The organism is Paenibacillus sp. IHB B 3415 (assembly GCF_000802655.2).
Classification (GTDB): domain Bacteria; phylum Bacillota; class Bacilli; order Paenibacillales; family Paenibacillaceae; genus Paenibacillus_AQ; species Paenibacillus_AQ phytohabitans.
This window is the reverse complement of sequence record NZ_JUEI01000043.1, coordinates 44582-56833: the sequence shown is the minus strand read 5'-3', so window position 1 is coordinate 56833 and position 12252 is coordinate 44582. Positions and strand designations below refer to the sequence as shown.

15 protein-coding genes and 1 pseudogene are annotated in these 12252 nt (G+C 49.5%); all 16 read left to right on the top strand.

Translation table 11 applies throughout. The annotated features are described in order from the left end of the window. Positions 1 to 63 precede the first annotated feature (63 nt). The 16 genes and pseudogenes from QW71_RS19255 to QW71_RS41835 all read left to right on the top strand — a co-directional run bounded on the left by QW71_RS19255 (position 64) and on the right by QW71_RS41835 (position 12195). The gene (locus QW71_RS19255) at positions 64 to 549 is read left to right on the top strand and encodes a molybdenum cofactor biosynthesis protein B (protein WP_039302112.1); all 486 of its coding nucleotides are present in this window, start codon (positions 64 to 66) and stop codon (positions 547 to 549) included. 128 nt (positions 550 to 677) lie between these two features. Continuing rightward, the gene (tatA, locus tag QW71_RS19250) at positions 678 to 920 is read left to right on the top strand and encodes a twin-arginine translocase TatA/TatE family subunit (protein WP_039302110.1); all 243 of its coding nucleotides are present in this window, start codon (positions 678 to 680) and stop codon (positions 918 to 920) included. A gap of 115 nt (positions 921 to 1035) precedes the next feature. Next, a complete protein-coding gene (gene tatC, locus QW71_RS19245) occupies positions 1036 to 1800 on the top strand; it encodes a twin-arginine translocase subunit TatC (RefSeq protein ID WP_039302107.1) in 765 nt (254 codons plus the stop codon). Between the two features lie 323 nt (positions 1801 to 2123). After that, entirely contained in the window at positions 2124 to 2405 is a 282-nt protein-coding gene (gene groES, locus QW71_RS19240; protein WP_039302104.1) for a co-chaperone GroES, read from the top strand. Positions 2406 to 2542: 137 nt separating this feature from the next. Next, positions 2543 to 4171: a chaperonin GroEL gene (groL, locus tag QW71_RS19235; protein ID WP_039302101.1), complete on the top strand. Its 1629-nt coding sequence runs from the start codon at positions 2543 to 2545 to the stop codon at positions 4169 to 4171. A 257-nt stretch (positions 4172 to 4428) separates the two neighbouring features. Next, a complete protein-coding gene (locus QW71_RS19230) occupies positions 4429 to 5649 on the top strand; it encodes a hypothetical protein (RefSeq protein ID WP_039302098.1) in 1221 nt (406 codons plus the stop codon). A 38-nt stretch (positions 5650 to 5687) separates the two neighbouring features. Then, the gene (locus tag QW71_RS39070) at positions 5688 to 6545 is read left to right on the top strand and encodes a zincin-like metallopeptidase toxin domain-containing protein (RefSeq protein WP_052770091.1); all 858 of its coding nucleotides are present in this window, start codon (positions 5688 to 5690) and stop codon (positions 6543 to 6545) included. Between the two features lie 17 nt (positions 6546 to 6562). Next, positions 6563 to 6898: a hypothetical protein gene (locus tag QW71_RS19220; protein ID WP_039302095.1), complete on the top strand. Its 336-nt coding sequence runs from the start codon at positions 6563 to 6565 to the stop codon at positions 6896 to 6898. Positions 6899 to 6940: 42 nt separating this feature from the next. Beyond that, positions 6941 to 7366 (top strand): hypothetical protein, encoded by a 426-nt coding sequence (locus QW71_RS19215; protein ID WP_039302093.1) that lies wholly within the window; start codon positions 6941 to 6943, stop codon positions 7364 to 7366. Positions 7367 to 7942: 576 nt separating this feature from the next. Continuing rightward, positions 7943 to 8197 (top strand): hypothetical protein, encoded by a 255-nt coding sequence (locus QW71_RS19210; protein ID WP_039302090.1) that lies wholly within the window; start codon positions 7943 to 7945, stop codon positions 8195 to 8197. After that, a complete protein-coding gene (locus QW71_RS40540; protein ID WP_156118540.1) occupies positions 8194 to 8370 on the top strand; it encodes a hypothetical protein in 177 nt (58 codons plus the stop codon). Before QW71_RS19210 ends, QW71_RS40540 begins: the two co-directional genes overlap by 4 nt. Next, on the top strand, positions 8357 to 8731 hold the full coding sequence (locus QW71_RS19205) for a hypothetical protein (RefSeq protein ID WP_039302087.1): 375 nt from the start codon (positions 8357 to 8359) through the stop codon (positions 8729 to 8731). The genes QW71_RS40540 and QW71_RS19205 overlap by 14 nt, the downstream gene beginning before the upstream one ends. Positions 8732 to 8905: 174 nt before the next feature. Continuing rightward, entirely contained in the window at positions 8906 to 9883 is a 978-nt protein-coding gene (gene msrA, locus QW71_RS19200) for a peptide-methionine (S)-S-oxide reductase MsrA (RefSeq protein ID WP_039302084.1), read from the top strand. Positions 9884 to 10088: 205 nt separating this feature from the next. Continuing rightward, positions 10089 to 10193: pseudogene (locus QW71_RS39065) on the top strand (HutP family protein); the annotation flags it as partial. Positions 10194 to 10289: 96 nt separating this feature from the next. Beyond that, on the top strand, positions 10290 to 11834 hold the full coding sequence (gene hutH, locus QW71_RS19190; protein ID WP_039302081.1) for a histidine ammonia-lyase: 1545 nt from the start codon (positions 10290 to 10292) through the stop codon (positions 11832 to 11834). A gap of 238 nt (positions 11835 to 12072) precedes the next feature. Continuing rightward, the gene (locus QW71_RS41835) at positions 12073 to 12195 is read left to right on the top strand and encodes a hypothetical protein (RefSeq protein WP_268794624.1); all 123 of its coding nucleotides are present in this window, start codon (positions 12073 to 12075) and stop codon (positions 12193 to 12195) included. Positions 12196 to 12252 lie beyond the last annotated feature (57 nt).

Here is a 12252-nt window from a genome sequence, read left to right as displayed (position 1 = left end):
TGCGGGCAGCGGCTGTATCAAGCAGCCGGACTTACATAGTACATAGAGAGGGAGGGACAACCTATGGCGTGGAAAACAGCAATCCTGACGGCCAGCGATAAAGGGGCCAGAGGCGAACGGGAAGACACGAGCGCCCAGGTTATTCGGGAACTGGTGGAAGAGGAGCTTGGAGGCGAGATCGTAGAATACCGGATCGTACCCGATGAGCAGGATGAGATTATTGCGGCATTGATTGAACTGACGGATTATTTCCAGGCGGATCTGGTGCTGACTACCGGAGGAACCGATCTGGCGATCCGCGATGTTACACCGGAGGCTACACGGCGTGTCATTGAACGTGAAGTCCCTGGACTCTCCGAGGCGATGCGCAGCACAGTGATGCAGAAGAACCGGGCGGTGATGCTGTTCCGGGGAATCTGCGGCATCCGCGGCCGGACATTGATTGTCAATCTGCCCGGCAATCCTAAGGGTGTACATGAGAACCTGGCGGCTATTATGGATCAGCTGCCTGAAGCCTTGCTGATGGTTACCGGACAATACCGGCAATAAGTGCACATGCTCCGGTAACTTCAGCATGATTCGTCACTCTAGACGATGGATGTGTGATATAAGTTATGGTATTATTAATTTATCGTTAACGATATCATGAACGGATAGAGTGATGGGAGGAAACAGTAATGCTAAATGGTATTGGTGCACCCGGAATTATTCTATTGGTTATCTTGGCGCTCCTGCTCTTTGGCCCGAATAAGCTTCCTGAGCTTGGGCGGGCAGTCGGACGTACCTTCCGTGAATTCAAGGACGGGGCGCGGGAGATCATTAATGAACCGGAACCGGCCCGGAAGAGTGAAGTGCCTGCTCCTCCGGCTCCGCAGACTGTAGCAGCAGAACTTCCGCAGGACCGCCGTCTGCCGGAATAATTTCCATCCACTTACGCAGGGGCGTCTTTCCCAGGTCTGCTTCAGACTGGGGCGGCGCCTCTTTTTTCTCTAATCTATATAGCTATTTTATATGTCATTTCGGGTGGTGTCAGTCATGTCTCTGGAAGCGGAAGAAATGTCTTTGGTCGATCATCTGACTGAGCTGCGCAGACGGCTTATCTACGTGCTAATTGTATTTGCAGCCGGACTTGTACTCGGGTTGTTCGTTGCCAAACCGATCTATTTGTATCTTATCAGTGCTGACCCTGCCCAGGGATTCGTGCTGCATGCCTTCTCTTTCTGGGACGGGATCGGCATGTACATGAAGATTGCCATGGCCGTGTCACTGGCATTCTCCGTGCCGTTTATTGTCTTTCAGCTGTGGGCCTTTATCAGCCCGGGCCTCCGGCCTGTTGAACGCAGCGCAGCGCTGCGTTATGTGCCGTATGTGTTCGTTCTGTTTATTCTGGGCATAGCCTTTGCCTATTACATCGTATTTCCTATGGCCTTGTCCTTTACGATCTCGATTACGCGCAGCATGGGACTTGAGGAGACATACGGCATAGCCGAATATTTCAATTTCCTGTTCAGTCTGGTGATCCCGCTGGCCTTGCTCTTCGAGCTGCCGCTGATTGTCATGTTCCTGACCAAGCTGAGAGTGCTCAATCCGCTGCGCCTGCGCCGGATGCGGCGGTATGCTTATTTTGCGCTTGTATTTATTGCTGTGGTGATCACACCGCCCGATTTCATCTCGGATTTTCTGGTGACGATTCCGCTTCTGGTGCTGTATGAATTCAGTGTATTTCTGTCTGCGTTCGTTTACCGGAGGCAGTTGGCGGAGGATGCGCAACGGGAAGCACGTTATATTAAGGCGGAGTAATGGAGGGGGCATATTTTGCCCCCTGGTGGATAGAATGTAAGAGAGTGTGTGCCGGACAACCCCTGAAACCATAATTTTCCCCAAAACAAATACGATTTTACGTAAAAGGACTTGAAATCCGTCTTCAAGTTGAGTATCATAAAAATTGTTGTTAGCACTGCAAGCAGTTGAGTGCTAACGCTGTGGAAAATAGGGAATGGGCCGGCGAAACAGCATTTAAGTATGCTGATTCTCAACATTGCCATAAGGACCGCTAAGATTCCCGGCAGTTCAATCTATGTTTTCAAGGTAAACAACATAATTTCAAAGGAGGCTATTTTTTCATGATTAAACCACTAGGTGAACGCGTATTGGTAGAACCAAGCGAGCAAGAGCAAACCACTTCTTTCGGGATCGTGCTTCCGGACTCTTCCAAGGAGAAACCGCAAGAAGGCACTATCATCGCTGTAGGCAGCGGAGCTTTGAAAGACGGAGTTCGTGTAGCGCTGGAAGTTAAAGAAGGCGACCGTGTGCTTTTCTCGAAATATGCCGGAACTGAAATCAAATACGAAGGCAAAGAATATCTGATTATGAAAGAAAGCGACATTCACGCGATTCTTGACTAGTCTTAGAGCCTTTCATAAGTTAGACCCCGATTACTTATATACACAAAACTTAAGTTTATGCTTTCGAAGCGAGTTTTGTACGAAGTGAAATCAATGAAGCGAATGCTACACAAAACTTTTAGGAGGTTAACAACACAATGGCAAAAGAAATTAAATTCAGTGAAGACGCCCGCCGCGCTATGCTGCGCGGGGTTGATGCTTTGGCAAATGCGGTTAAAGTTACACTCGGACCTAAAGGCCGTAACGTGGTGCTTGAGAAGAAATTCGGCAGCCCGCTGATCACTAATGATGGTGTTACTATCGCCAAAGAAATCGAGCTTGAAGATGCATTCGAGAACATGGGCGCGCAGCTTGTTAAAGAAGTTGCTACCAAAACTAACGATGTAGCCGGTGACGGTACTACAACTGCAACAGTTCTGGCTCAAGCCATGATCCGCGAAGGTCTGAAGAACGTTACTGCAGGCGCTAACCCTATGGTTATGCGTAAAGGTATCGACAAAGCGGTTAAAGCTGCTGTTCTTGAACTGCAGAGAATTTCCAAACCTATCGAAGATTCCCAGTCTATCGCACAAGTAGCTGCTATCTCTGCTGCTGACGAAGAAGTAGGCCAACTGATTGCTGAAGCTATGGAAAAAGTCGGCAAAGACGGCGTTATCACCGTTGAAGAATCCCGCGGATTCCTGACTGAGCTTGAAGTGGTAGAAGGTATGCAGTTCGACCGCGGTTACATTTCCCCGTACATGATTACAGATACGGACAAAATGGAAGCTGTTCTGGAGAACCCGTACATCCTGATCACTGACAAAAAAATCAGCAGCACTCAGGAAATTCTTCCTTTGCTTGAGAAGATCGTTCAACAGGCGCGTCCGCTGGTTATCATCGCTGAAGATATCGAAGGCGAAGCTCAGGCAATGCTGATCGTGAACAAACTGCGCGGAACCTTCAATGCAGTAGCTGTTAAAGCTCCTGGATTCGGCGACCGCCGCGAAGCTATGCTGCAGGATATCGCTGCTCTGACAGGCGGCCAAGTGATCACTGAGAAGCTTGGACTTGATCTGAAAAGCACTTCCATCGAGCAACTGGGTAACGCACGCCAAGTGCGCGTAACCAAAGAAAACACTACAATCGTAGACGGAAGCGGCGACAAAGCGGATATCAATGCTCGCGTAAGCCAAATCCGCTCCCAGCTGGAAGAAACTACTTCCGAGTTCGACAAAGAAAAACTGCAGGAGCGTCTGGCTAAATTGGCTGGCGGCGTAGCCGTTGTCAAAGTCGGTGCTGCTACTGAAACTGAACTTAAAGAGCGCAAGCTGCGCATCGAAGATGCCCTGAACGCAACCCGCGCTGCGGTTGAAGAAGGTATCGTATCCGGTGGGGGTACTGCTCTTGTGAACGTATATGCTGCTGTTGCTGCTGTAGTAGCTGAAGGCGACGAAAGAACCGGCGTTAACCTCGTGCTGCGCGCACTGGAAGAACCTGTTCGCACCATCGCTGCTAACGCAGGCCAGGAAGGTTCCGTCATCGTGGACCGTCTGAAAAAAGAAGCTGTAGGTATCGGCTATAACGCTGCTACCGATGAGTGGGTAAACATGTTCGAAGCGGGTATCGTTGACCCTGCGAAAGTAACCCGTTATGCTCTGCAGAACGCGGCTTCCGTAGCTGCAATGTTCCTGACTACTGAAGCTGTTATCGCTGACAAGCCAGAACCGGAAAAGGGCGGAATGCCTGATATGGGCGGCATGGGCGGTATGGGCGGCATGATGTAAGACAGCGAAAAACCCTTGCTGAGGCAAGGGGGGGAGCTGTTGGGGAGTTCAATTCCCCACATAGGGTAATACAATTAGAGGCTTCTCACGAGTTCAATAAACTTGTGGGAAGCCTTTTTTTAGCTTTGAGGATTCAAAAGTAAGGATAACTAGTGATTAAATGGAAAATTAAACCGATATATAGGTTATTAGCAATCTTCTTGTTTTACATAAGCTTTCCAACGATGAAGTAGTGTATAAAGAATTGGAGGGAAGGAATGTCAGCTGGAAAAATGGTGTTTGACGCCGATGAAGCCCGGCGTCTGCAAACGAAAATAAGCCAGGTAAGTGAAGACACGAACCGGTTGTACCTGCAACTGAAAGGCCAGGCCAGCCAATGGGACGGGCTACCCATAGGGACAGGCCGGTTGCAAGCTCAGGTGCTTATCAACGAGCTGACTGTAGAGGCGGAGAAGCTCGAGGATCTCATTCGGATAGCGGTGAAGGGTGTTCAGGACGTGCAGGACGAAAGCAAGCGTCAGGCGGGCCAGCTCAGCCAGCAGTTCGGCATTTTTGGCGGTATGTTCGGAAGTTTTGGAGCAGGGTTCGGGAGCGTGGAAAGGTTGCCAATTCCGGCCTTTGCCCAGAAGATATCAACCAACCTGATTTCTTCGATAGCGATCCTGAGCGGCAAGGATGAACTGAACAGCGATCCAATGGTGCGGAAGCTTCTGGACATGAACAGTCAGTCCGGCCTGGGGACAGTGGACTCCATTGCCGTGCAAAGCAAGCTCAAGGATATCTACGAAGCACGGGACCAGATCGCAAAGGCGCAGACGGCTTTTGGTGTGTACCAGGCATTTGGAAACCAGGCGCAGATGGATAGGGTGCACCAGTTGGCGGAAGAGGCACGGGCGAAGCTGAAATCGTTTGGAGTGGATGAGGTCCAGTACCAGGCGGGGAAGGATCTGAGTGTCTACTTCAAGCAGCCTGCAGTCAAGGCATGTAAGTATGATCCGTCCATTACGTCTGGTAACGTACCTCTGGTACAGAATGAAGCGTATCTACTGCTGCTGCGGATGGGGATGGAAGATGGAGTTCAGGGCAATTGGGCGAAGGGGCAGCTGGAAGGCATTCATGCTACAATGAAGCAAATGATAGCTACAGGGGTCAATTTAGGCGTACATATGATGACGAACCAAGGTGCAGAAGCTTGGGGAGACGTCGCCCGGTTAACTTCCTCATTTGCGCAATTAGAAAGCTATAACCTGTTTAAAAGCAAAGCGCCGGATGAACAACCGGAAGCGCCAGAGAAGTCGAAAAATGCTTTCTTAAAATCGCTGGACAGTTTCAAAGAAATTGGGACGGGTTTCATGGATACGTTAAGAATCCGTGCGGATAAAGCCACAGATTCCCCCTATGACTTTGTCAACTGGATAACGTTAGGCATTGCAGGCGATCTTCCCGTAGGGAAGAGAAGTCGAAAAATGCTTTCTTAAAATCGCTGGACAGTTTCAAAGAAATTGGGACGGGTTTCATGGATACGTTAAGAATCCGTGCGGATAAAGCCACAGATTCCCCCTATGACTTTGTCAACTGGATAACGTTAGGCATTGCAGGCGATCTTCCCGTAGGGATATACAGGCAAGCCAAAGAGCGGGCGGATCATATGTTGGATTCACCGGAGAAGTTTGCGGATTGGTTGACGCTCGGGACAGTAGAAATGGGGAAGGGGGCATTCCACCCCGAAGAAAGCTGGTCCGCAGAGCATTGGCTGAACAGTTTGGGAGTAGTATCGTTGTTGGTGGGTCCCTTGGAAAAGTCCTTGTTATCTACAGGTGGCGAATTGCCGAAACCGATGATTTCAAAAAATGCAGCTGACAATGGGATGGATATATTCAGTAAAGATAAGGGCGGGCAGGGTATTGAGGGGACGGGAAATTTTGATTACAAAGAATGGGCAGACATGCCTGTTAGCGGTGAAGTCAGAATAACATCCAATGGACAAAGATTAATTAGCATAAGTGAATTGAAGTTGTTTAAAAAAGAAATGAATGGAAAAGGAATTGAACTTATTCCTGATAAAAAAGGAAGTATATTACCGGATGATGTGGCTGCTGCTTTCGATCCAGATACTGGATCGATAATCTTAAGAAAAAACCCAACCTATTTAAGTGCTGTTCATGAATCATACCATGCTGAGCAATGGATGAAGTTGGGAAAAGAAAATTATTTAAAGCAATCAAGACTCGAAAGGGAAGAGTATGTTTTTAACGAAATAATGAAGAACAAAGATAAGTTTTCAGAAGCCGAAATATTATTTTCTATGAAGTATATTTATAAAGTAAGGCATGGAGAATGGCCACCACGAGATTGGACAGGATTCACAGATTGAAAGGAGAACAATTAAGTATGAACTTATCAAGTAAGCAAGCATTGGAGATTGCTTCGGCATATACAGAGAAATACAATTTATCAGGAAAAATTGTAATTAATAATGAAAGAACTGTAAAATCATATGATGGATTTGATGGAGTAGAAGGGATTACATGGATTGTCTTAGTTACAATAGAACCTACAATTTATCATGCGGATAGTGAATTTTCTATTATTATTTCTGATGAAAAGTCACAGGTTGAATACATTATTGATGCAAATGGGCATTATTACGCTCCTCATATAAAAGGAAGTGGCGGTATGACGGATGAAGAATTTGATTCACTATGGGATGATGACAGTGATGGCTAGAATTATTTAAATAGGTAACAGACTCATCATATTGCATCAACTATGGCAGGTTTAGAAAGCTATAATCTGTTTAAAAGCAAAGCGCCGGATGAACAAGCGGAAGCACCAGAGAAGCCGAAAAATGCATTGTTAAAATCGCTGGACAGTTTCAAAGAGATTGGGACGGGTTTCATGGATACGTTAAGAATCCGTGCGGATAAAGCCACAGATTCCCCTTATGACTTTGTCAACTGGATAACGTTAGGGAAAAATGCATTGTTAAAATCGCTGGACAGTTTCAAAGAGATTGGGACGGGTTTCATGGATACGTTAAGAATCCGTGCGGATAAAGCCACAGATTCCCCTTATGACTTTGTCAACTGGATAACGTTAGGCATAGCAGGCGATCTTCCGCAGGGATATACAGGTAAGCGAAAGAGCGGGCGGATCATATGTTGGATTCACAGGAGAAGTTTGCGGATTGGTTGACGCTCGGGACAGTAGATGCTATCCACAGCGTCGAATTGCCGAAACCGTTTTACAGAAACAAGGTAATATGACTACTGCTGACGTGCAAATATCAGGAATAAAGAAAGAGTTCAATGCACATAGCAGAATGCCGCTAAATCATGAGTAGAATATATCTTAGATTTGAAAATTGATTAATCTTACGTTAGGCAAAGCTCCTTACTTTTCAATGCTGAAGTTATAAATTGGGTGAAAGTGAACTTCATCCAGAATTACAAACGAATAAGTGTTGTATTAATGTTAATTATTCGCTTTTTCAAAACCTTGCCAGGCCGGGCAAGGTTTTTTTTGTTATGGATACTCACTGAAGAGACAATTTCATTGTTCGGACATCTATCCGCACACCCGCCCGCCCCCCGCTCTAACAATATACTGCTGCACCCAATCAGAAATGCTTTTGAAAGAGTAGATTACTATGAGGGTGTTGTGATTGGAGCGGTAGTAATGGCTGGTGGCGAAAAAGTGGACAGGGGGTAAGGGCGCATTCATTTCTGATGACAGAATCTAGATTACATTATAGGAACGGGGGGACTACCCATGGATTTCAGTGCATTGACTGGCCTTTTTGTGAATAACAATGGTTCGGTCGTGCTAAATGTCCTGTTATCTACTGCATTAATCTGGAGTATTAAGCAAATTGCGAACAAAGAGAAAGTGATTCAGAATTACCAGAAACGTGATGAAGAGAACGAAAAGCAGCTGAATGAATATAACCGTACGCTCGTCAAGCTGCTAATCGAGAGAGGCACTGCGGAGAAGAAACCTAAAGATGAGGAGGTCGTCAACAAGTGAAGCTCCTCGATATATTCAGAAAACACGAGATGAAGCCCAGCCGGGTCAAGCATGAAATCGATACCTTGGGCGAAATTCAGGAAGCGTATGAATCCAATGATCTGGAGAGACTCATTGATCTGCACCGTACCGGCTTAGGTAGAAGGGGAGATGATCTGCATGGAAATTGTTGACTTGACACTGATCACACTGGAAACGATAGCCTTTATTGCTTTTACTGCTTATGTTATCCGTTACCGCAGGTATTTTATGGGACGAGGCCCCTTGCGGACGTATAATTTGTATCTCCGGAGTGTATGGGTTACCTACGGGGCTGTAGCACTGCTATGTCTCAATCTGTTGTGGGGACGGCTGAACATCATTCTCGGATATAATACGGACGGCAGCCTATCGGGCATCATGAGGGAGTATGTCCTGATTCTGACCCTCGTAATGCTCGTATTCGCAGGCTGGATGCATAAGGAGCTATGGGATTCCAACCGGCGTGAAGAAAAGAAGCGGGCCCGTTCAAACCAATCAAACAGACTCAAATAGGCCTAAATAAGCCCAGAGAGACGCAGATTCACATCATAGCTATTCTGGTGCTGGACGAGCTGGCCAACGGACGGGATCTCCCGGGGAAGTATGGAGCATTCACAGCGTATTCTGCTCTCGTGAAAAAGGATATTCATATATAATAGGGGAAAAGAGTACAAGGAGGCGGTCTGTTTGACTACTAACAATACACTCCAGGTGGCCACCTTCGCCGGCGGCTGCTTCTGGTGTATGGTCAAGCCGTTCGACGAGCTGCCGGGTATAGTCTCGGTGGTATCCGGTTACACGGGCGGACATACGGAGAATCCTACCTACGAGGCAATAGGAAGAGAAGCTACAGGGCATAGGGAGGCGGTGCAGATCACCTTTGACCCGGAACGTTTCCCTTATGAACGTCTGCTGGACATTTATTGGCAGCTGATTGATCCGACAGACGGCGGCGGGCAATTCATGGACCGGGGGCGGGCTTACGAGGCGGCGATTTTTGTACACAGCGAAGAGCAGCGGCAGAAGGCGGAGCTGTCGAAGGCGGCGCTTCAGGCCAGCAAGCGGTTCAAAGCACCGATTGTGACGGAGATTCTGCCGGCAGCAGCCTTCTATCCGGCGGAAGCGGAGCATCAGCATTATTATAGAACCCATCCGCTGGACTACAAGCTGTACCAGAAGGGTTCAGGCCGTGATGATTTCACGGAGCTGCACTGGAACAGCCGCGAAGACAAGAAGCAGCTGCTGAAGCAACTGACAGAGCTGCAATATGAGGTCACCCAGAAGAAGGCTATGGATCCGCCGTATCAGAACGAATATTGGAACCACTTCGGGGAAGGGATCTACGCCGATATTATCAGCGGGGATCCGCTATTCAGCTCCACTGACAAATTCGATGCCGGTACCGGCTGGCCCGGGTTCACCAAGCCGGTGGAAGAGGGGCTGATCCGCCGAGAAGCGGACTACGGCAGCGGTGAAGTGCGGACGGTGCTGCGCAGCAGGCTGAGCGGGGCTTATCTGGGGGATTTATCCTACGATGGCCCGGAGCCGGCGAAGCTGCATTACCGGGTGAATTCCGCCGCACTGCGTTTTATTCCGAAGAATGAGCTTGCGGAGAAAGGGCTTGGGCGGTATTTAGAGCAGTTTGAGCGGGAGAGCCGAGGTTAACTCCGGATGAAGGCTGACTTCAGGACGGAATATCATATGTATTAGGGCAGGCTCCCGGATCTGGGGGACTGCCCTAACTTGTTTTTAATGAGGATTATTCATGATTAGCGAGTGTAAGGCATATTATATAACGTCAAGAAAAGAGGAGATCTCCGGCATGGGAGAAGCATCGGCTTCAGTGCGGGGGATGATGTCCGGCAGCGTGGAGCATGAAGGGGAATGGATTGCCGTCTGTGCCTACGGTACGATCGGTGCGCCCAAAAAAGGCTTTGAGCATGAAGCGGTAGGATTTGGATTCAATCATATCTAGGGATTATTAGCCGTAATTTAGCGATTAGTGATATAGAAGCCGGTACCTCTATTAGGGTATGGGCTTTTTCTATTACCCGGGAAGCAGGTGAGGCATATGCCCGAAATAGACAATCAAACCGTCATGATCCGCGGCAATACTTTAACCATTGAGGAAGTTGTTAAGGTGGCCCGGTATTATCGGATGGTGGACCTGAGCGAGGAGAGCTGCCGCAAGGTGGACCGTACCCGCCAATATGTAGAGAAGCTCCTGCTGGAGAAAAAAGTGGTGTACGGCCTCACGACCGGCTTCGGCAAATTCAGTGATACGTACATCTCGCCGGAGGATACGAAGCAGCTGCAGCTTAATCTGATCCGCAGCCACTGCTGCGGAATTGGCGAGCCGTTCCCTGAGGAGGTCGTGCGCGCAATATTGCTGCTGCGGATAAACGCCTTATCCCTTGGTTATTCCGGCATCCGTCTGGAGGTGATCCGGCTGATGGTGGAGATGCTTAACCGGGGCGTAGTTCCGGTAATTCCGGAAAAAGGCTCCCTGGGCGCAAGCGGTGACCTTGCCCCTTTGTCGCATATGGTACTGGTTCTGATCGGCGAAGGCGAAGCCTATTATCAGAGTATACGGATGCCTGGTGCTCAAGCGCTGGCCAAAGCGGGGCTTGCGCCAATTGTCCTTGCGGCCAAGGAGGGGCTGGCCCTGATCAACGGAACACAGGTGATGACCGCTGTCGGCACGCTGGCCTGCTGGGATGCGCTGAATCTGGCCAACTGGGCGGACTGCACGGCCGCACTTAGCTGTGAGGCGCTGCGGGCGGTCCGGGATGCGTTCGACCCGGCGACGCATGCGGTTCGTCCGCATCAAGGCCAGCGCCAGGCGGCCGATAATATCCGCAATCTGACAGCCGGCAGTAAGCTGATGACTAATCAGGGGGAAGTGCGGGTGCAGGACGCCTATTCGCTGCGCTGCGCGCCGCAGGTCCACGGCGCAAGCCGTGATGCGCTGGCTTACATCGCAGAGAAGCTGGAGATTGAGATCAACTCGGCCACAGACAATCCGCTGATCTTCGCGGATGAAGACAAGGTGATCTCGGGCGGGAACTTCCACGGGCAGCCGGTTGCGCTGCCGATGGATCATCTGTCCATCAGCGCGGCGGAGCTGGCGGATATTGCCGAGCGGCGGATCGAGCGGCTGGTCAATCCGCAGCTGAACGAGGGACTGCCCCCGTTCCTGACGAAGAACGGAGGGCTGCAGTCCGGGTTCATGATCGCCCAGTATGCGGCGGCATCTGTGGTGTCCGAGAATAAATCACTGGCTCATCCGGCCAGTGTGGATTCTATCCCCTCCTCCGGCAATCAGGAGGATCATGTAAGCATGGGCACGATCGGCGCCCGGAAGGCGAAGCAGATCGTCGACAATGCCTATGCGGTGCTGGCGATCGAGCTGCTCTGCGGGGCGCAGGCAGCCGATTTTCGGGGGCCGCAGCTGCTCGGGGCGGGCACGAAATGGCTGTATGACCGCTGCCGGGAGCTGGTCCCGTTCGTGGACGGGGACCGGGTGCTGTCCGGTGATTTCGCCACCATCGCCGAGTGGATGAAGGAAGCGGATGTGCTGGAGGAGCTGTTCGCGCTGGTTCCGTTTCATTCCTGATCAAGGGCAAGCAGAAACATTCGATTCCGCTAACCGGTTAGTTACTGGAGGACGGGGTTCGGCCGATCAAGCCTTTTGGCGAGTTTTAAACGAGGCAATGGGGCGGTAATGAAACTGTTTGCTTGGAGTTCATGTCTGGAAGCCGGCTGAGAACTTTAGTTCAGCCGCTATAGGCATAATTGTTGTAAATTTTGCAACTTTGATACCTGGATACCCGGGTGTTCAGGGGGATTGTTGTATGGAATACAACATTTCTCCCGCTAAGCCGGCTGGAAGAGGAGGAATGCTGTATTTTCTACAACAATCTCCGGTTACGGCCGATTTGATGAAGGGAATGTTGTATTTTGTGCAGGATTTTTAATCAAAATTGTAATTTGCTCTCTTGCGGGATAACGCTACATTCAACCATGTATGAAAG

Coding starts and splice junctions, on each gene's coding strand:
- QW71_RS19255 (WP_039302112.1), top strand. CDS start 64: ATGGCGTGGAAAACAGCAATCCTGACGGCCAGCGATAAAGGGGCCAGA.
- tatA (WP_039302110.1), top strand. CDS start 678: ATGCTAAATGGTATTGGTGCACCCGGAATTATTCTATTGGTTATCTTG.
- tatC (WP_039302107.1), top strand. CDS start 1,036: ATGTCTCTGGAAGCGGAAGAAATGTCTTTGGTCGATCATCTGACTGAG.
- groES (WP_039302104.1), top strand. CDS start 2,124: ATGATTAAACCACTAGGTGAACGCGTATTGGTAGAACCAAGCGAGCAA.
- groL (WP_039302101.1), top strand. CDS start 2,543: ATGGCAAAAGAAATTAAATTCAGTGAAGACGCCCGCCGCGCTATGCTG.
- QW71_RS19230 (WP_039302098.1), top strand. CDS start 4,429: ATGTCAGCTGGAAAAATGGTGTTTGACGCCGATGAAGCCCGGCGTCTG.
- QW71_RS39070 (WP_052770091.1), top strand. CDS start 5,688: ATGGATACGTTAAGAATCCGTGCGGATAAAGCCACAGATTCCCCCTAT.
- QW71_RS19220 (WP_039302095.1), top strand. CDS start 6,563: ATGAACTTATCAAGTAAGCAAGCATTGGAGATTGCTTCGGCATATACA.
- QW71_RS19215 (WP_039302093.1), top strand. CDS start 6,941: ATGGCAGGTTTAGAAAGCTATAATCTGTTTAAAAGCAAAGCGCCGGAT.
- QW71_RS19210 (WP_039302090.1), top strand. CDS start 7,943: ATGGATTTCAGTGCATTGACTGGCCTTTTTGTGAATAACAATGGTTCG.
- QW71_RS19205 (WP_039302087.1), top strand. CDS start 8,357: ATGGAAATTGTTGACTTGACACTGATCACACTGGAAACGATAGCCTTT.
- hutH (WP_039302081.1), top strand. CDS start 10,290: ATGCCCGAAATAGACAATCAAACCGTCATGATCCGCGGCAATACTTTA.
- QW71_RS41835 (WP_268794624.1), top strand. CDS start 12,073: ATGGAATACAACATTTCTCCCGCTAAGCCGGCTGGAAGAGGAGGAATG.